The organism is Halorubrum distributum JCM 10118, assembly GCF_000337335.1.
In the GTDB taxonomy this organism is placed as follows: domain Archaea; phylum Halobacteriota; class Halobacteria; order Halobacteriales; family Haloferacaceae; genus Halorubrum; species Halorubrum distributum.
In genome coordinates this window covers 26,708-45,127 of the sequence record NZ_AOJN01000048.1, presented here as the reverse complement: position 1 = coordinate 45,127, position 18,420 = coordinate 26,708, and the positions used below count along the sequence as shown (strand labels likewise).

18 protein-coding genes are annotated in these 18,420 nt (G+C 69.0%); 17 read left to right on the top strand and 1 reads right to left on the bottom strand.

What is annotated here, in order from left to right; genetic code table 11:
- The first annotated feature begins 53 nt into the window (after nucleotides 1–53).
- The 5 genes from C466_RS08335 to C466_RS08315 all read left to right on the top strand — a co-directional run bounded on the left by C466_RS08335 (nucleotide 54) and on the right by C466_RS08315 (nucleotide 5,155).
- Complete coding sequence (locus tag C466_RS08335; protein ID WP_004598418.1) at nucleotides 54–1,157, top strand: AI-2E family transporter; 1,104 nt, start codon at nucleotides 54–56, stop codon at nucleotides 1,155–1,157.
- Nucleotides 1,158–1,320: 163 nt separating this feature from the next.
- Nucleotides 1,321–2,526, top strand: a complete 1,206-nt coding sequence (locus C466_RS08330) for an FtsZ/tubulin family protein (protein WP_004598419.1) — start codon at nucleotides 1,321–1,323, stop codon at nucleotides 2,524–2,526.
- An 84-nt stretch (nucleotides 2,527–2,610) separates the two neighbouring features.
- On the top strand, nucleotides 2,611–3,345 hold the full coding sequence (locus tag C466_RS08325; protein WP_004598420.1) for a hypothetical protein: 735 nt from the start codon (nucleotides 2,611–2,613) through the stop codon (nucleotides 3,343–3,345).
- A 99-nt stretch (nucleotides 3,346–3,444) separates the two neighbouring features.
- Nucleotides 3,445–4,626, top strand: coding sequence for a 5-(carboxyamino)imidazole ribonucleotide synthase (locus C466_RS08320; protein WP_004598421.1), 1,182 nt, complete (start codon nucleotides 3,445–3,447; stop codon nucleotides 4,624–4,626).
- A gap of 10 nt (nucleotides 4,627–4,636) precedes the next feature.
- Nucleotides 4,637–5,155 (top strand): NUDIX hydrolase, encoded by a 519-nt coding sequence (locus C466_RS08315; protein WP_004598422.1) that lies wholly within the window; start codon nucleotides 4,637–4,639, stop codon nucleotides 5,153–5,155.
- Here the strand turns inward: C466_RS08315 and C466_RS08310 are convergent.
- Nucleotides 5,138–6,361 carry a PQQ-binding-like beta-propeller repeat protein gene (locus C466_RS08310; RefSeq protein WP_004598423.1) on the bottom strand — a complete coding sequence of 408 codons (1,224 nt, stop codon included), beginning with the start codon at nucleotides 6,359–6,361 and terminating at the stop codon, nucleotides 5,138–5,140. The two genes, C466_RS08315 and C466_RS08310, sit on opposite strands and share 18 nt — an antisense overlap.
- A 123-nt stretch (nucleotides 6,362–6,484) precedes the next feature.
- Between C466_RS08310 and purE the strand changes: the two genes are divergently transcribed.
- The 12 genes from purE to C466_RS08250 all read left to right on the top strand — a co-directional run bounded on the left by purE (nucleotide 6,485) and on the right by C466_RS08250 (nucleotide 18,329).
- Nucleotides 6,485–7,093 carry a 5-(carboxyamino)imidazole ribonucleotide mutase gene (purE, locus tag C466_RS08305; RefSeq protein ID WP_004598424.1) on the top strand — a complete coding sequence of 203 codons (609 nt, stop codon included), beginning with the start codon at nucleotides 6,485–6,487 and terminating at the stop codon, nucleotides 7,091–7,093.
- An 861-nt stretch (nucleotides 7,094–7,954) separates the two neighbouring features.
- Nucleotides 7,955–8,371, top strand: coding sequence for an NADH-quinone oxidoreductase subunit A (locus C466_RS08300; protein WP_004596397.1), 417 nt, complete (start codon nucleotides 7,955–7,957; stop codon nucleotides 8,369–8,371).
- Nucleotides 8,371–9,069: an NADH-quinone oxidoreductase subunit B gene (locus tag C466_RS08295; RefSeq protein WP_007346121.1), complete on the top strand. Its 699-nt coding sequence runs from the start codon at nucleotides 8,371–8,373 to the stop codon at nucleotides 9,067–9,069. The genes C466_RS08300 and C466_RS08295 overlap by 1 nt, the downstream gene beginning before the upstream one ends.
- A complete protein-coding gene (locus C466_RS08290) occupies nucleotides 9,066–10,730 on the top strand; it encodes an NADH-quinone oxidoreductase subunit D (RefSeq protein WP_004599736.1) in 1,665 nt (554 codons plus the stop codon). Before C466_RS08295 ends, C466_RS08290 begins: the two co-directional genes overlap by 4 nt.
- A complete protein-coding gene (locus C466_RS08285; RefSeq protein WP_004596400.1) occupies nucleotides 10,730–11,803 on the top strand; it encodes a complex I subunit 1/NuoH family protein in 1,074 nt (357 codons plus the stop codon). The genes C466_RS08290 and C466_RS08285 overlap by 1 nt, the downstream gene beginning before the upstream one ends.
- A gap of 1 nt (nucleotide 11,804) precedes the next feature.
- On the top strand, nucleotides 11,805–12,266 hold the full coding sequence (locus tag C466_RS08280) for a NuoI/complex I 23 kDa subunit family protein (protein WP_004596401.1): 462 nt from the start codon (nucleotides 11,805–11,807) through the stop codon (nucleotides 12,264–12,266).
- A gap of 49 nt (nucleotides 12,267–12,315) precedes the next feature.
- Nucleotides 12,316–12,582 carry an NADH-quinone oxidoreductase subunit J gene (locus C466_RS08275; RefSeq protein WP_004596402.1) on the top strand — a complete coding sequence of 89 codons (267 nt, stop codon included), beginning with the start codon at nucleotides 12,316–12,318 and terminating at the stop codon, nucleotides 12,580–12,582.
- Nucleotides 12,579–12,938, top strand: coding sequence for a hypothetical protein (locus tag C466_RS08270; RefSeq protein ID WP_004596403.1), 360 nt, complete (start codon nucleotides 12,579–12,581; stop codon nucleotides 12,936–12,938). The genes C466_RS08275 and C466_RS08270 overlap by 4 nt, the downstream gene beginning before the upstream one ends.
- The gene (gene nuoK / locus C466_RS08265; RefSeq protein ID WP_004596404.1) at nucleotides 12,935–13,255 is read left to right on the top strand and encodes an NADH-quinone oxidoreductase subunit NuoK; all 321 of its coding nucleotides are present in this window, start codon (nucleotides 12,935–12,937) and stop codon (nucleotides 13,253–13,255) included. The genes C466_RS08270 and nuoK overlap by 4 nt, the downstream gene beginning before the upstream one ends.
- A 1-nt stretch (nucleotide 13,256) precedes the next feature.
- Nucleotides 13,257–15,305, top strand: a complete 2,049-nt coding sequence (nuoL, locus tag C466_RS08260; protein ID WP_004596405.1) for an NADH-quinone oxidoreductase subunit L — start codon at nucleotides 13,257–13,259, stop codon at nucleotides 15,303–15,305.
- A gap of 14 nt (nucleotides 15,306–15,319) precedes the next feature.
- Nucleotides 15,320–16,834 (top strand): complex I subunit 4 family protein, encoded by a 1,515-nt coding sequence (locus C466_RS08255; RefSeq protein ID WP_049908357.1) that lies wholly within the window; start codon nucleotides 15,320–15,322, stop codon nucleotides 16,832–16,834.
- The gene (locus tag C466_RS08250; protein ID WP_004596407.1) at nucleotides 16,827–18,329 is read left to right on the top strand and encodes an NADH-quinone oxidoreductase subunit N; all 1,503 of its coding nucleotides are present in this window, start codon (nucleotides 16,827–16,829) and stop codon (nucleotides 18,327–18,329) included. Before C466_RS08255 ends, C466_RS08250 begins: the two co-directional genes overlap by 8 nt.
- Nucleotides 18,330–18,420 lie beyond the last annotated feature (91 nt).

The following is an 18,420-nucleotide window of genomic DNA, read 5'->3' as shown; positions in this document are numbered from 1 at the left end:
CGGTAGCCGCAACGACCACCATGGTTTATGTCAAGCGCTGGCCACCGTGGCCCATGGACGAAAAGCGGTTCGTCGTCGCCCTCTTTGGCCTCGCGGTCGCGCTCGTCGCCGGCTACGTGGCCTATCGGTTCGTCGCCCCGCTCACCGTCGCGGTCTTCCTCTACTACTCGACGCGGCGCTTCTACCACCGGCTCGAGCGCTTCCGGCTCCCTTCCCGGGTGCGCGCGGTGGTGTCGCTGTCGGTCATCGGCGTCCCGCTCATCGGCCTGGTGAGCTACACGCTGGTGTTGCTAATCTTGGAGGCGCGCCGGTTCATCGAGACGTACCCGGTGGCCGACACCATCGGCACGGAGAACTCGGTGATCGGCGACCTCGCGGAGCTGTCCAACCCGACGATGGACGAGCTGCTCGCGGCGTACCGCTCCGGCCAGTTCGACCCGCTCATCGACCTCGTCTCCGAGCAGGCGTCGCTGCTGGCGAGCACGCTGTCGGGGCTCGCCCTGAACCTGCTCATCACCGTGATCGTCACGTACTACCTGCTCATCGACGGCTCCAAGCTCCACGACTGGCTGCTCCGCTTCGACGACGACGCGATCGTCCGCGAGTACCTCGAGACCGCCGACGACGAGCTGGAGGCCGTGCTGTACGGGAACCTGCTCAACGTCATCGCCATCTCGATCATCGCGGTCGTCACGTACCTGGCGTACAACGCGGTCGCCCCCGCCGCGGTCGAGATCCCGTACCCGACGCTCGCGGGCGCGCTCACCGGGGTCGCCAGCCTGATCCCCGTGATCGGGATGAAGATCGTCTACATCCCGATCGCGGCCGCGATGTCGATACCGATCGCGCTCGACGGCGACCTCGCGTTGCTCGCCTACGTCGCCGGGTTCCTCGCCGTCGTGGTCGTAGTCGTCGACACTATCCCCGACATCGTCCTCCGGCCGTACTTCAGCGGCGAGACCACCCACGTCGGCCTGCTCATGCTGGCGTACATCTTCGGTCCGGTCGTGTTCGGTTTCCACGGGCTGTTCCTCGCGCCGATCATCCTCGTGGTGGCGCTGACGTTCGCGGACACCGCGCTGTTGCGCCTGCTCGGCGTCGAGCCGGAGCCGGGGCCGGAGATCCCCGCGGATCAGCGCCGGCTCGAGGAGTTCTGAGCCGTCGCGGGCGCCCGGCGGTCCGGTCCTGGCGGCGGCGTTTGATCGCAGCGGCAGACCCCGACCACGACGGGGGAACCCGACCGGACATGGCGCCCGACCGCTCGGCCGCAATTCGCGCCGAGCCGAAGTCATATATCCCCGGTCGACGACCGCCCCACGTATGCGACTACACGTCATCGGCCTCGGCGGAGCCGGGGGGCGGATCGCCGACCGCCTTGCCGCCGACCACGGCGACGACCCGTTCCTCGCGGGCGTCCACGCCTTCGACACCGACATGGACGCGCTCGAGGCCTTAGACGCGCTCGGCGAGGAGCGCCGGTACCGGTTCGGCGACGCCGCGGGCGGGGACGGGCTTGAGGGCGACCTCCACGCCGGGCGCCGCCTCGGCGACGCGCACGCGAGCGAGCTCGGCCGGGCCATGGACGACCAAGGGCCGTCGATCGCCGAGGCGTTCCTGATCGTCGTCGGCCTCGGCGGCGCGGCCGGCGCGGGCGCGGCCCCGGCGCTCGCCGCGGAGCTCTCGCGGCTCTACGACGCCCCGGTCTACGCCTTCGGGTTCCTCCCCACCCGCGACGAGACCGAGGAACCGGACGACGGCGGGCCGCGGAGCGCGTCCTCCGGAGGGCCGGGCGGCGCGGCGTCGAGTGCGGGAGCCGGCGGCGCGGCGTCCTCCGGAGACGAGCCGGCGCCGCCGGCGGTCCACCGCCCGCTGGCCGAGCGGAACGCGGCGCGGACCCTCGACGCGCTCTCGGACGAGTGCGCGGCGGTCTTCCCGTTCGACAACGCGGCGTGGCTCCGCCCGAGCGAGACGCTCGCCGGGGCCCGCGATCGGCTCAACGAGGTCGCCGCCGAGCGGATCGCGGCGCTGTTCGGCGCCGGCGAGACGCCCGAGGGGACGGCGACACCCCAACAGGTGCTCGACGCGAGCGACGTCGCCCGTGCGGCGGGGGACGACGGAGAGATAGCGGTGATCGGCCACGCGACACAGGCGGTGGAGCCCCCCGATTCGGGCTCGAAGTTCGGGCTCGGGCTGTTCGGCTCCTCGGAGCCGGCCGAGGTCGACACGAGCGCGGCCGTGTCGGCGATAGAGACGGTCATTCGGAAGGCAGCCCGCGGGAAGAACACGGTCGAGGCCCCCGAGGGGCGCGCCGACCGGACCCTGCTCGTGGTCGGCGGCCCGCCCGCGTGGCTCAACCGGGAAGCGATCGCCGACGGGCGGCGCTGGCTCGCGGAGGAGACCGGCTCGGACGCCATCCTGAGCGGGGACGCGCCGGTCCCCGACGGCGACGCGGTCTCAGCGGTCGTGGTCCGCTCGGGGGTCGACGAGCCGGACCGGATCCGCGAGATCCGCGAGACGATCGAGTGACTTGCGCGTCCCCGCTGCGAACCGGGGATCGAGCGCCGCCGGCCGACCCGAACCGGTTAACCGGATGGCGCGCTCACTGAGACCGTGACGACGCAGGCAGACCTCGGGATCGACCTCGACGTGCGCGACGCCGCGGCCGTCGCGGAGCGCCGCGACGAGCTCGTCGCCGCGGTGCGCGACCACGCGGGGCAGATCGCCTACCAGCTCGCGCGGCTCCAGGGCGGCGACTACGGCCGCGAGACGCTGTCGACGCCGGGCGGCGAGTGGACGGTGAAACACGAGGCGGGCGAGCTGGAGTTCCTGCTGTTCTCGCCGAACTCGGGCTCGGACACGTACGTCATCTCGACGAAGCAGCCGCCGGAGCCGGCTGCGCTCGCGACCGCGCTCGACGACTACGCCGCGTTCGTGGCGGCGTGGAACGACCACGTCGACTCGCTGTCCGGCGTCCTCGACGGCGTGAGCGCCGAGTTCCCCGAGCCGGCGACCACCGAGGGCGTGGTGGCCGAGCGCGACCGCGTCCTCGATCAGATCCGCGACACCTGCGCGGTCATCGCCGGCGAGATCCACCGGTACGAGAGCGACAACTACGGGACGTTCACCGCGCGCGTCGAGGGCGACCGCTGGGAGCTGAAGTACGACGAGGGGGCGGTCTCGTACCTCCGGGTCGGCGGGTCGGGCGGGCTCTACCTCCTCTCGCAGTACGGCGCGCCCTCCGCGGCCGACGTCCGCGAGTACGCCGACCGATTCCGCGGGTTCGTCGCGGCGTACAACGAGTTCGTCGAGGAGCTGGAGAGCGACCTCGAACGGATCTCGGTCTGACTCGGCGGCGCGCTCGCCTGGCATATCGATCCGTATCTGTGCGTATTCGTCGGCTTGTTTGGCAATACTTATTCACTCTTGTCCAGTACCGACTCACACATGTCGATCACTCTTCCGGGGCCGACGCTCGGCGTCGTCGGCGGCGGACAGCTGGGCCGAATGCTGGCGGAGGCCGCCGCGCCGCTCGGCGTCGACCTCGTCGTGTTGGACCCGACGCCCGACTGCCCGGCGGCGCCCGTCGCGAGCGACCAGATCGTCGGCGACTTCGACGACGCGGACGCGATAGACGAGCTCGCGGCCCGCGTCGACGCCCTGACCTTCGAGATCGAGCTCGCGGACCCGGCCGTCCTCGCGGCCGCGAGCGAGGAGCACGGCGTGCCGGTCCACCCCGACCCGGGCACGCTGGAGACGATCCAGGACAAGCTGGTCCAGAAGGAGGCGCTCGCGGACGCCGGGATCCCCGTCCCCGAGTTCGTCGCGGTCGCGACCGCCGAGGGGCTCGAACGCGTCGTCGAGGAGTTCGGCGGCGTCATGCTGAAGGCCCGCGAGGGCGGCTACGACGGCCGCGGAAACGTCCCGGTCGAGGCGCCCGCCGAGGCCGCGGACGCGCTCGACGCGGTCGGCGGCGCCGCGATGGCCGAGGAGTTCCTCGACTTCGAGCGCGAGATCGCCGTGATGGGTCTGAAGGGCGCTGACGGCGAGACGCGGACCTACCCCGTCACGGAGACGGTCCACCGGGAGGAGATCCTCCGCGAGAGCGTCAGTCCCGCCCGCGCCGGCGACGCGGTCGTCGCCGAGGCCGAGTCGGTCGCGCGCGACGTGCTCGACGTCCTCGACGGCCGCGGCGTCTACGGGATCGAGCTGTTCGAGACGAAGGAGGGCGAGGTGCTGGTCAACGAGATCGCGCCGCGCCCGCACAATTCGGGCCACTGGACGATCGAGGGCGCGCGCACCTCGCAGTTCGAGAACCACGTCCGGGCCGTGCTGGGGTGGCCGCTCGGCCCGACCGACCTCGTCGCGCCCGCGGTCACCGCGAACCTCCTCGGCGACGTGGACGAGCGAGGGGCCGCCACGCTCCGGAACGTCGAGACGGTCCTCGGCGCTCCCGACGCCGACCTCCACTGGTACGGCAAAGACGACGTCTACCCGCTCCGGAAGATGGGGCATCTGACGGTGACGGAGCGGGACGCGGCGCGGGCCGCGGCCGACGAAGTCGACCGCGACGCGCTGCTCTCGCGGGCTCGAGACCTCCGCGACGGGCTGACGTTTCGGGACGCGTAGCCGCGGGCCGATGTCTGACAACGCTCCCGGCGGCGTCGCGCCTGACGCGCCTCGCGAGCACCAGTCGATCCGGCTCCCGTCGGACCGGATCGAGGCGCTCCGCGAATGGGCCGAAGAGGGGACTGCCCTGACGGCCGCCGCCCGCGTCCGCGACCCCGACGGTCGGACCGCGTTCGTGAGGACCTCGTGGTCGGACGGCTGGGTCCTCCCGGGCGGAGCGGTCGAACCGAGCGAGTCGCCGGCGACCGCGGCGGCGCGAGAGGTGCGCGAGGAGACCGGACTGACCGCGCGGGTCGCCGACCCGGTCGTCGTCTTCGAGCAGTCGTACGTCGACGCCGAGCGCGACTCGGTCGCGTTCGAGGCCGAGTACGTCGTCTACGCGGCCCGCGCCGAGGGGCGGATTCCCGACGCGGCCGACCTCGGAGTCGATCCGGACGAGATCCGCGCCGCGCGGTGGTTCGAGGCGGTTCCGGAGAACCTACACGACGGCGACCTCCTCCGCGCGTACCTCTCAGGAGAGGACCACTAACCGCCCGCTTCCGCTTTCCCCCGCCACCGTCGCGAACAGCGTCCCGTCGGCGGCGGTGACGTAGCTGGCACCGCCGTCGACCCCGTGCTCGAACCGTGTCTCGCCGACGCGGACGGAGCGGACCCCGACGCCACCACCGACGCCGACCCCGTGGAGTCGTTCCCCGCCGACGTATATCGTGTCGCCCACGAGCGCCGGCGGCGTCGGTCGAGTGGCGTTTCCGATATCGGTCCGCCACGCGTGATTTCCGCTCTCGGCATTCAGCGCGTACAGCCGTCCGCCGGAGACCGCGAACACTCCGCCGTGACCGGCCGCTATTCCCCCCTCGACGAACCCGCGAAGACCGGTGCGCCACCGGTGTGCCCCGGTCGGGTCGAAACAGCGGACCGACCCGTCCCCATCGCCGACCACCACGTCCCCCGACCCCCGTATCGAATTGCCGTTCGGCCCGCGTGACCCGACGACGGTCGGCGCGGTACGGATCCCGGCGTTGACGGTCCGGTTCCAGCGTACGCGGCCGTCGTGGTCGACCGCGTACAGCTCTCCGCCGGTGGTCGCGGCGTAGACGGTGCCGTACACCGACGCCAGTGCGCGGGCGGCGGGTCCCCGGACGATGCCGTCCAACCGGCGCTCCCACCGCAATTCCCCCGTCGCGCCGTCGAACGCCCGGAGGTACTCGCCGGCGCCGATCACCACTCGGTGGTCGTCCCCGCGATCGATCACGAGGGGGGTCGTCTCCCTGAAGACGTACTCGAACCCCCGGCTCCACAGCCGCTCGCCGGTGTCGAGGTCGCGCGCGACCAGCGTGTCCCTCTCCGGGACGTACGCCACGCCGTCCGCGACGGCCGGCGCCCCGGTGTAGCTAAACGCGCCGTTGTCGTCGGGAGCGACGGACCAGCGTCGGCTCAGGTCCTCTCGATCGAACGCGATCACGTCCACGCCGGTGTTCAGGAGAACCGTTCCGGCCGTCACCACCGGATCGCCGGCGGGGATCCCGTCGAACTCGTGCGTGCGATCGACGGTCGGGTCGTCGCGCGGCGCAGTCCCGTTCGGAACCGCTCGCGAGTTCCAGTCGTTGCCGCCACCGCTCGGCCAGCCGTACGTCTCGTCGCTGCCGGGCTCGGCGTCGAATCCGGCGAGACAGCCGGCGGTAGCCGTCAGTCCGGCCGCTCCGAGGCCGGAGAGAAACGCGCGTCTGGAGGGCATGTTCGTCCCACGGTTCCGCGGCCGAACCTTTCGGCCTTGCGGTCGTCGGGGCGTCTACCGTCGGCGTGCCGATCGGTCGCCGTACCGGCACGATTTACAACCCGCCTCGCGTCACCCACACCTATGACCGCGGTGGACGACCTGATCGACCGGCTGGAATCGGAGGCGGCGACCGACGCGGACCCGGCGACCACCCCGGACGTGGGGATCATCATGGGGTCGGACTCGGACCTCCCCGTCATGGCGGACGCCTACGAGGCGCTCGACGACCTCGGCTTCGCGGAGCAGACCGACTTTCACGACGCGCCCGACGCGCGGTTCACCTACGAGAGCTACGTCGTCTCCGCGCACCGGACCCCCGAGCTCATGTACGCGTACGGGGAGACGGCGACGGAGCGCGGGCTCGACGTCATCATCGCCGGCGCGGGCGGGAAGTCCGCGGACCTCCCGAACATGACCGCCTCGATCGCCTACCCGGTGCCCGTGATCGGCGTGCCGGTTCAGGAGAAGTCGGTCGATTCCGTCATCGGGATGCCGACCGGGGCGCCGATCGTCGCCGTCGACGCCGGAAAGTCGTACAACGCGGCGCTGTCGGCGGCGCAGGTGCTCGCACGCGAACACGACGAGATCGAGGAGCGCCTGGTCGACCTCCACGACGAGCAGAAGGCGGGCGTCGCGGACGATTCCGCCGCCCTCCACGACCTCGGGATCGACGGGTTCCGAGATCGGTGAGGAGTGACCGGCGTGGTGGCCGCGCCCGAATACCCGACCGTTTGTTTATAAATAGTGCCGCGGGGATTCGGCAGGCTCCTATAAACCCTCAGTCGCTCAGCGCTACGCCGGTGACGGTAGCTCGGTCAAGAACCTCTCCAAGTCCTCAGGCGTTTATTTATAAATGGTAAACCGGAGATCAACGGCGAACACCGCTAAAGCCCCAGTCGCGAGGCGGACGCACGCTCGCTGCGCTCTTCAGTCGCTCGCGTTGCTCGCTCCTTCCAGTGCTTACTTCGCCTGCGTCCGCCTCGCGACTGCCCCGTTGAGTCCCGCCCCGCACCGCACAGCACCACCGGAAGACGGTCCTGATCGCTCACTGCGTTCGCTGCGCGGGCTGCGACTTCCGTACTCCCGCTCGCTCCCTCCGGTCGCTCGCGGGACCGCAGCCTCACGCCTCCCCAGCCTCGTCGGGCGCGTCCTGCGGGCTCCCTCCGGTCGCCCTCNCTCCCGCTCGCTCCCTCCGGTCGCTCGCGGGACCGCAGCCTCACGCCTCCCCAGCCTCGTCGGGCGCGTCCTGCGGGCTCCCTCCGGTCGCCCTCGCCGCGCCCGACTCCCTCGCGCGTGCGACATCGCGCCCTGCGGGCGCTCGTCGGCACGCGCCGACCGCACCGGCGCTCATTTATGAACGAACATCGTTCCGCGCGCCCCAAAATCGGTGCGCTTCCGTCGACTCGCCCTCCGATCCGGATCGAGTGTTCTCACTCACTTCGCCGGCGCTTCGACCGCGAACGGGCAATACCGGCCCGCACGCACGCGGACGCACAAGACTCAACGCTTATGAGGGGGCGGTCCAAACGCCAGCACGTTACGGAGACCTATATGAGCGATTGGATAGCGATTGGCGCCTTGGCGGTCGTCGGCCTGCTCATCCCGATAGCGATGATGACAGTGTCGGCGTTGCTCCGTCCGAGCGTGCCTGAGACCGGTAAAAGTACCACCTACGAGTCCGGCGAGACCCCGACGGGCGGGACGCGGATCCGGTTCAACATCCAGTACTACATGGTCGCGTTGTTGTTCGTCGTGTTCGACATCGAGACCGTGTTGCTGTTCCCGTGGGCGGTCATCTATCGCCCGGCCGTTCAGGCCGGCGTGCCGATGGCCGACCTGCTGTGGCCGATGTTGGCGTTCGTCGGAATCCTCGCGGTCGGACTCGTCTGGGCGTGGCGGTCGGGGGCGATCAGCTGGGCTCGCAGCCCCCGCGCGACCAGCAGAAAGACGACGGAGGACATCAACTAATGAGCAGCGATCAACCGTTTATCACCGACGATTCGCAAGTCGTAACCGAGACTCGAGACGCCCGGATGACCGGGCAGGGAGACCGGTTCAACTCCCGCCTGCGTGAGGCGTTCGGCTCCTCGCCGTTCATCCTCACCAAGTTCGACAAGTTCCTGAACTGGTGTCGGGGCTCCTCGATGTTCATGCTGCAGTTCGGCATCGCCTGCTGCAGCATCGAGATGATGCACACCTACGCGGTGAAACACGACCTCGACCGCTTCGGGTCGGGCGTCCCCCGCGCCTCGCCGCGGCAGGCCGACGTGATGATCGTCCCCGGGACGATCGTCTCGAAGTTCGCCCCGCGGATGAAGCGCGTCTACGACCAGATGCCCGAGCCGAAGTTCGTCGTCGGCATGGGCTCGTGTACCATCTCCGGCGGCCCGTTCCAGGAGGGGTACAACGTGATCAAGGGCGCCGAGGAGGTCATCCCGATCGACATCCACGTCCCCGGCTGCCCGCCCCGCCCCGAGGCGCTCGTGTACGGCGTCGTGAAGCTCCAGGAGCGCGTCGCCAACGGCGAGGCCGCGCCCGTCACCGTCAAGCCGTACGAGCTGGAGGAGTTCTCGGACCTCGAACGCGACGAACTCGTCGAGAAGCTGACCGACCAGATCGACGACGACGAGCTCGTCATGCGATACAACTTCGCTGATTCGCCATGAGCCTCGAACGACCGGACACCGTCGACGACGGCGCCGTCGAGCGCACGCCCGACGAGCTGGAGGCGCTGCTCGGGGACCTCGTCGTCGACCGCGACGACCACCTGAACGCGCCCGGCTTCGTCATCCGCCCGGACACCGTTCAGGAGACGCTTCGGACCCTGAAAGAGCAGGCGGGGTACGACCACCTCTCCGTCGTCTCCGCACAGGAGTACGAGAACCGCTACGAGTCGATCTACCACCTGAAGAAGTACGACGATCCGACCCAGGAGGTCAGTATCGTCGTCCCCGCGGACAAGGACGACCCCGTCTCCGAGTCCGCCGAGCCCGTCTTCCGCACGGCCGACTGGCACGAGCGTGAGGCGTACGACCTGATCGGGATCGAGTACGACGACCACCCCGACCTGCGCCGGATCCTGCTGCCGGAGACCTGGCAGGGCCACCCCCTGTCGATGGACTACGACAAGGACCGGCCGCAGATCGCCACGCTGCCGGAGCACGCGAACCCGCTCGAGGACCACCACAAGGACGCCGAGTCCGACACGATGTTCCTCAACATCGGGCCGCACCACCCGGCGACCCACGGCGTCCTCCACCTGAAGACGGTCCTCGACGGCGAACAGGTCGCCGACGTCGAGCCCGACATCGGCTACCTCCACCGCAGCGAGGAGCAGATGGCACAGTCCGGCACGTACCGCCACCAGATCATGCCGTACCCGGACCGCTGGGACTACATCTCGGCGGGGCTGCTCAACGAGTGGGCGTACGCCCGCGCGGCGGAGGACCTCGCGGACATCGAGGTGCCCGAATACGCGCAGGTCATCCGGACGATGGGCGCGGAGATGTGCCGGATCGCCGCGCACATGCTCGCGCTCGCCACGTTCGCGCTCGACATCAACGGCGACTTCACGGCGACGTTCATGTACGCCATCAACGACCGCGAGCGCGTCCAGAACCTCCTCGAGGATCTGACGGGCCAGCGGCTGATGTTCAACTACTTCCGGCTCGGCGGGGTCGTTTGGGACCTGCCCGAGCCCCGCGAGGAGTTCTTCTCGGACACCCGCGACTTCCTCGACCAGCTCCCGGAGTCGATCGAGGAGTACCACAACCTGATCACCTCGAACGAGATCTTCCAGATGCGGACGATCGACACCGGCATCCTCCCGCCGGAGGTCGCGAAGAACTACGGCGCGACGGGGCCCGTCGCCCGCGGCTCCGGGGTCGACTACGACCTGCGCCGCGACGACCCGTACGGCTACTACGACGAGCTCGATTGGGACGTCGTCACCGAGGACGGCTGCGACAACTTCAGCCGCCTTCTCGTCCGGATGCGCGAGGTCGAGGAGTCCGCGAAGATCATCGAGCAGTGCGTCGACCTGCTCGAAGACTGGCCCGAAGACGAGCGGAACATCCAGGCGAACGTGCCGCGCACGCTCCGCCCGGACGACGACACGGAGATCTACCGCGCCGTCGAGGGCGCAAAGGGCGAACTCGGCATCTACATCCGCGCGGACGGGACGGACAAGCCGGCCCGGTTCAAGATCCGATCGCCGTGCTTCTCGAACCTCCAGACGCTGCCGGAGATGGCGAACGGGGAGTACATTCCCGACGTCATCGCCGCGCTCGGTAGCCTCGACGTCGTTCTCGGGGAGGTGGACCGCTGATGGGCACGGCGCCCGCGCAGCTGTTCCCCGAGTTCATCGTCGATACCCTCGGGCTCGACAGCGTCATCGGCGAGGTCGCGGCATCGCTCGTCGCCGCGTTCGTCGTCGGGAACATCATCCTCGCGTTCACGGGCGTCGCTGGCCCGTGGGCGAAACGGAAGATCACGGCCGCGTTCACCGACCGGATCGCGGTCGACCGGATCGGCCCCTACGGACTGTTAATCATCCCGGCGGCCGCGGTCCAGCTCCTCGCGAAGGAGCTCATCATCCCCGAGGGCGTCGACCGCCCCTCGTGGGACATCGCGCCGATCCTCCTGCCGGCGTCGGCGCTGCTCGGCTTCTCCGTCATCCCGATGGGGCAGCTCGGGCCGATCAACCTCCAGCTCGCGGACCCCGAGGTCGGGTTCGCGTTGGTGTTCGCGTTCGCGTCGATCGCGTCCGTCTCGCTGGTGATGGCCGGCTACGCGTCGAACAACAAGTACTCGCTGCTCGGCGGGCTCCGCGCGGTCGCGCAGAACCTCGCGTACGAGATTCCGCTCATCGTCACGGCGATGTCGGTCGTGATCTTCGCCGGCACCCTCCAGATGAGCGGCATCGTCGGCGCGCAGACGGAGACGCTGGTGGCGGTCGCCGGGGTCTCGATCCCGTCGTGGTACGCGTTCGTGAACCCGTTCGCGTTCGTGCTGTTCCTCACGGCGAACATGGCCGAGATCGGGCGGAACCCGTTCGACATCCCCGAGGCGCCGACGGAGATCGTCGGCGGGTACCAGACGGAGTACTCCTCTGCGTACTTCGTCCTCTTCTACCTCGGGGAGTTCGTCCACATCTTCCTCGGCGGGGCGATCCTCGCCGTGACGTTCCTCGGCGGCGCCTCCGGGCCCGGCCCGGAGAGCATCGGCTTCATCTGGTTCGTGGTGAAGATCTGGGGCTTCTTCCTGTTCACACAGTGGGCCCGCGCGGCGCTGCCCCGCGTCCGTATCGACCAGCTGATCGAGATCGGCTGGAAGGGAATGCTGGTGCTGTCGTTCGCGAACCTGGTGCTCACGGCCGTAATCGTGGGGGTGATCGCGTAACATGATCGGACTCATGAAATCCATGGCGACGACGATGAAACACGCGCTGGACGGGTCGACGTTCACGGTGGAATACCCGGAGGACGCGCCCGAGGTGAGCCCGCGGTTCCGCGGGGTCCACAAGTTCAGCCAAGAGCGGTGTATCTGGTGCCGCCAGTGCGAGAACGTCTGTCCGAACGACACGATCCAGATCGTTCAGGACGACCAGCGAAACGGCGAGCAGTACAACCTCCACATCGGGCAGTGCATCTACTGCCGGCTCTGCGAGGAGGTCTGCCCCGTCGACGCCATCCTGCTGACGCAGAACTTCGAGTTCACCGCCGACACGAAGGACGACTTCGTGTTCAACAAAGAACAGCTCAAGAACGTCCCGTGGTACAAGGGAATCGACCCGCTGGAGTCCCGCAACCCCGATCGCGGCGCGTGGATCGGGGAGGGCGACGGCGAGGTCGACTACCAGTAGCGGGCACGTCTCGAAATCTTCAAAGGGGTTCTCATAGGAGACAAACACAATGGTTTATCCTACCATCGCGTTCGGGCTGTTCGCCGCGGTCACGCTGGCGTTCGCCCTCGGGGTCGTCCTGGCGCGCGACGTGTTCCACGCCGCGCTGCTTCTGGGCGGAGCCCTCACGAGCGTCGCGGTGCACTACGTGATGCTGCGGGCGGAGTTCATTGCCGCCATGCAGATCCTCGTCTACGTGGGCGGGGTCCTCATCCTAGTCACGTTCGCCGTGATGCTCACGCGATCGGACACAGAAACGGAGGTGAGTAGCGCGTGAGCAACGACGAGAGCCGCGGCTCCCGGATCGCACCCGCGATCGCCGTGGGCGGGCTGTTCGCGGTGTTGGCCGCGACGGTCAACGGGGCGACGTTCGGCTTCGGGGAGGTCGGCTTCCCGGCGGACGCGTCGGTCGTCCACAACATCGGGTACGCCCTCTTCAACCTCGCCGAGTACGAGCTCGGCGCGGTGCCGTCCGAGGGGTTCCTCGCGGCCTTCCTGATCGCCGCGGTCGCGCTCGACGTCGCGGTCGACGGCGCCGTCTACCTGGCGAAGCGCGAGGAGGACGACACGGTCGTCTCCGCGCTCGGGCAGGCGTTGACCGACGGCGGACGCGACGGGGGTGACCGCCGGTGACCGCCGTCGCCGCCTCGATCCCGCCGTCGTGGTACCTGCTGCTGGCGTCGGCCGTGTTCTGTATCGGACTGTTCGGCGTCCTGACGCGGCGGAGCGCGCTCTACTTCCTCATGAGCGTCGAGCTCATGATGAACGCGGCCAACATCAACTTCGTCGCGTTCGCGCTGTACTACGGCGACCTCACGGGGCAGGTGTTCGCGCTGTTCGTCATCGCGCTCGCCGCCGCGGAGGTCGCCATCGGCATCGGCATCATACTCGTGTTATACCGCAACTTCGGCACGACAGACGTGACTGTTCCCGCGGAGATGAGGTGGTAAGATGGTGAACGCATTCGCATACGTTCCGGCGATCGTACTCTTACCGTTCTTCTCGTTCCTGGTCGCGCTCGGCGCGGGCAGGTACCTCCCGAAGGGGGGCGCCTTCGGCGGCATCGCGGCGACGGCCGGCTCGTTCCTGCTATCGATCTGGGTCGCCGCGACCGTCGCGGGTGGGCGGGCGTACAACGAGACGCTGTACTACTGGGCGAGCGAGGGCGGCGCCGGGATCGGCCCGACCGACATCGAACTCACGTTCGGCGTCCTGATCGACCCGCTGTCGGCGCTCATGCTCGTCATCGTGACGCTCGTGGCCTTGCTCGTCCACGTGTTCTCGCTCGGCTACATGAACGACGAGGGCGAGACGGGCCTGCCGCGCTACTACGCCGGGCTCGGCCTGTTCACGGCGTCGATGCTCGGCTTCGTCGTCGCCGACAACCTGCTCATGGCGTTCATGTTCTTCGAGCTGGTCGGGCTCTGCTCGTACCTGCTCATCGGCTTCCACTTCCGGGAGCCGGGCCCGCCGTCGGCCGCGAAGAAGGCGTTCCTCGTCACCCGCTTCGGGGACTACTTCTTCCTCGTCGGCGTCGTCGCGGTGTTCGCCACCTTCGGCACGGCGCAGTTCGCCGGCCCCGAGTCGTTCCCGGCGCTCGCTGAGGCGGCGCTCGACGGCTCCGGCTCCGTCGCGTGGACGCCCGGCGGCCTCGACCTCGGGACGTGGCTGACGGTCGTCGGCCTGCTCGTCCTGGGCGGCGTCGTCGGCAAGTCGGCGCAGTTCCCGCTTCACACGTGGCTCCCCGACGCGATGGAGGGCCCGACGCCCGTCTCCGCGCTCATCCACGCCGCGACGATGGTCGCGGCGGGCGTCTACCTCGTCGCGCGGATGTACGGCTTCTACGTGCTGACGCCGACGACGATGGCGGTCATCGCCTTCGTCGGCGGCTTCACGGCCCTGTTCGCGGCGACGATGGGCGTGGTGAAAGACGAGCTGAAGCAGGTGCTCGCGTACTCCACCATCTCGCAGTACGGCTACATGATGCTCGCGCTCGGCGCGGGCGGATACGTGGCCGCGGTCTTCCACCTCACCACCCACGCGTTCTTCAAGGCGCTGCTGTTCCTCGGCGCCGGGTCGGTCATCATCGCGATGCACCACAACGAGGACATGTGGGACATGGGCGGGCTCAAGTCGCGGATGCCCGTCACCTACTACACCTTCCTCGCCGGCTCGCTGGCGCTCGCGGGCATCTTCCCGTTCGCCGGCTTCTGGTCGAAAGACGAGATCCTCTACGAGGCGCTCGTCCACGGCCTCAACGACCCGCTGCTGCTCGGTGGCTACCTGATGGGGCTGCTCGCGGTGCCGGTCACCGCGTTCTACACCTTCCGGATGGTGTTCCTGACCTTCCACGGCGAGCCACGGAGCGACACCGCCCGCGACCCCGAACCCGTCGGCTGGAACGTGAAGGGTCCGCTGACGGTCCTCGGTTCGCTGGCCGTCGTCACCGGGCTCATCAACATGGTTCCGGTCAAGAAGGTACTCGGGATCAAGGGGATCGACGTGCTACACCGCTGGCTCGACAACGAGTGGGGCGGCATCGAGGGGCTCTCCTCGCACCACTACGCGGACATCGGTCCGTACAGCAGCGCGTACCTCGTCGGCGGTGAGGTCGGAACCGTCCTCGTCGGCGCGGCCGTCTCGCTCGGCCTCGCGCTGCTCGGACTCGGACTCGCCTGGCGGCTCTACGACGTGGCGTCGCCGACGGAACACACCGCCAAACTCGGCGGGGTCAAAGACGTGCTGTACAACAACTACTACCTCGACGAACTGCAGGTCTGGCTCGCGTATCGAACGGAAGACGTCGCGGGCGGCGCGAACACCTTCGACCAGGGGATCATCGACGGCGTCGTGAACGGCGTCTCGTCGGTGAGCCTGACCGGCGGCGGCCGGATCCGGAAGCTCCAGTCGGGGGTCGTCTCCCAGTACGCCGCGCTGCTGACCTTCGGACTGGTCGCGCTGTTGCTCGTGCTCGGCGCGACCGGGGGGTGGTTCCTGTGATACTCGAAGCGCTCATGGCGGCCGCGTTCGTCGGCGCGCTGACGGTGTTCCTCGCGCCCGACGAGTGGGCCGGCCGGCTGGCGTTCGCGATCAGCCTGATTCCGTTCGTCGGCAGCCTCTACCTCTGGTCCGGCTTCGAGGCCGGCGGCAACGCGCTGCTCGGCGGCGAGATCGCGTACGCGACGCAGATAGAGTGGCTCGAAGTGGGCGGCCGCAGCGTCTCGTGGTTCGTCGGGCTCGACGGCATCAGCCTCCCGCTGTTCGTGCTCACGACGTTCCTCGTGCCGCTGGCGATCCTCAGCGCGTGGACGCCCGTCGACACGCGACAGAGCCAGTTCTACGGGCTCATGCTGTTCATGGAGGCGAACCTGCTCGGCGTGTTCGCCGCGCTCGACTTCTTCCTCTGGTTCGTCTTCTGGGAGGCCGTGCTGGTCCCGATGTACTTCCTCATCGGGATCTGGGGCGGTCCGCGCCGCAAGTACGCCGCGATCAAGTTCTTCGTCTACACGAACGCGGCGTCGCTGCTGATGTTCATCGGGTTCATGAGCCTCGTGTTCGCGCTCGGCGGCTCGGTGTCGTCGTTCGCGCTGCCCGAGATCGCACAGGCGATCGCCGCCGGCGGCCTGGGGACGTGGTTCGGCATCCCGCCGGACCGGATCGCGATGGTGGCGTTCCTCGCGATGTTCCTCGGGTTCGCGGTGAAGGTCCCGATCGTGCCGTTCCACACGTGGCTCCCGGACGCCCACGTTCAGGCGCCGACGCCCGCGTCGGTGCTCCTGGCCGGCGTCCTCCTGAAGATGGGGACGTACGCGCTGCTTCGGTTCAACTTCACGATGCTGCCCGAACAGGCGTCGATGCTCGCGATCCCGATCGCCGCCATCGCCGTCATCAGCGTCATCTACGGCGCGATGTTGGCGCTGGCACAGAAGGACCTCAAGCGGATCGTCGCCTACTCCTCCGTCTCGTCGATGGGATACGTCATCCTCGGGCTGGTCGTCTTCACCGAGTACGGGATCGGCGGCGCGACGTTCCAGATGGTCGCGCACGGCCTCATCTCGGGGCTGATGTTCATGGCGGTCGGCGTCATCTACAACGCGACCCACACCCGGATGGTCGGCGACATGGCCGGGATGGCCGACCGGATGCCGGTCACCGTCGGCATCCTCGTCGCCGGCGCCTTCGGCTACATGGGGCTGCCCCTGATGGCCGGCTTCGCCGGCGAGTTCTTCATCTTCGTCGGCTCGCTGTCCGCGCCGGCGCTCCCGTACGCCCCGGTGTTCACGGCGCTCGCGATGTTCGGTATCGTCATCGTCGCCGGGTACCTGCTGTCGGCGATGCAGAGCACGCTGTTCGGGCCGTTCGAACTGGAGACCGACTACGACGTCGGGCCCGCGGCGTTCCACGACGTCGCCCCGCTCGCGGTGCTGCTCGTGGCGATCATCGTGCTGGGCGTCGCGCCCGACATCTTCTTCGAGATGATCCGTGACGCTGCCCTGCCGGTCGTCGAGGGGGTGACCGTCGATGGTTAACGGACTTCCCGCCGTGACGGCGCTGCTGCCGGCGCTGCTCCTGGCGTTCACCGGCCTCGCGCTGCTGTTGGTCGACACGATCCGTCCGGACGCGCGGTCGAACACGTCGATGGCTGTCGTCGGCACGCTCGGCTCGCTCGCCGCGCTGGCGGCCACCGTCTGGCTCACCGCGAGCGGCGGGGTGAGCCCTGACGGCGGCGCGGTGCTCCTGTTCGCCGACGCGATCAAGGTGGACACATTGGCGTTATTCTTCACCGCCATCTTCGCGTCGGTGACCGCGCTGGTGCTGGTCGCCGCGCACGACTACTTCCACGACCACGCCAACCCGGCGGCGTTCTACTCGCTCGTGACGTTCGCCGCGACCGGGATGGCGCTGCTCGCGGCCGCGAACTCGCTCGCGGTCGTGTTCGTCGCCCTGGAGATGGTGTCGCTGCCGTCGTACGTGCTCGTCGCGTACCTCAAGCAGAACCGCGGGAGCGTCGAGGCGGGGCTGAAGTACTTCCTCGTCGGCGCGCTCTCGTCCGCGATCTTCCTGTTCGGCATCTCGCTCGTGTACGCCGCGACCGGCTCGCTGATCCTCGCCGACATCGCGTCGGCGTCGGTCGAGGGGGTCACCGGCGTCCTCGGCGTCGGCGTCGTGATGATGATCGGCGGCGTGGCGTTCAAGACGGCCTCCGTCCCGTTCCACTTCTGGGCGCCGGAGGCGTACGAGGGCGCGCCCGCACCGGTGAGCGCGTTCCTCTCGTCGGCCTCGAAGGCCGCCGGGTTCGTCGTCGCGTTCCGCGTGTTCACCGAGGCGTTCCCGCTGGAGCTGGCGGTCTCGGCGAACGTCGACTGGATGCTCGCGTTCGCGGTCCTCGCGGCCGTCACGATGACGCTCGGTAACTTCGCGGCCGCGGTCCAAGAGGAGGTCAAGCGGATGCTCGCGTACTCCTCCATCGGGCACGCCGGGTACGCGCTCATCGGCGTCGCCGCGCTCACGGTCGACGGGCCCGCGAACGGCACCGTCATGGGCGCCGCGATGGCGCACCTGCTCGTCTACGGGTTCATGAACACCGGCGCGTTCCTCTTCGTCGCGATGGCGGAGCGGTGGGGCGTCGGCCGGACCTTCGCGGACTACGCGGGGCTCTGGCGGCGCGCGCCGGTCGCCTCCGTCGCGATGGCCGTGTTCATGTTCTCGCTCGCGGGGCTCCCGCCGTTCGCCGGGTTCTTCTCGAAGTACTTCCTGTTCCAGGCGGCCATCGACAACGGCTTCCTGTGGCTCGCCGGCCTCGGCGCGATAAACAGCGTCGTCTCGCTGTACTACTACAGCCGGGTCGTGAAGGCGCTGTTCTTAGACGAGCCCGAGTCGCCGAGCGCGCTCGACGCGATCGACGTGCGGCCGACGGCGCTGTACGCCGCGGTCGTCTTCGCGGCGGTCGCGACGGTGCTGCTCTTGCCCGGCTTTGGTCCCGTCATCGAGACGGCCGAGGCGGCGGCGTCCGCGCTGTTCTGAGCGTCCGGTCTTTCTTTCTCTTTCGACGCGTTCGACGCCTACAGCGGCGACTCCCGGCGTGACGGCTCTCGACGCGACGGCTCTCGACGCG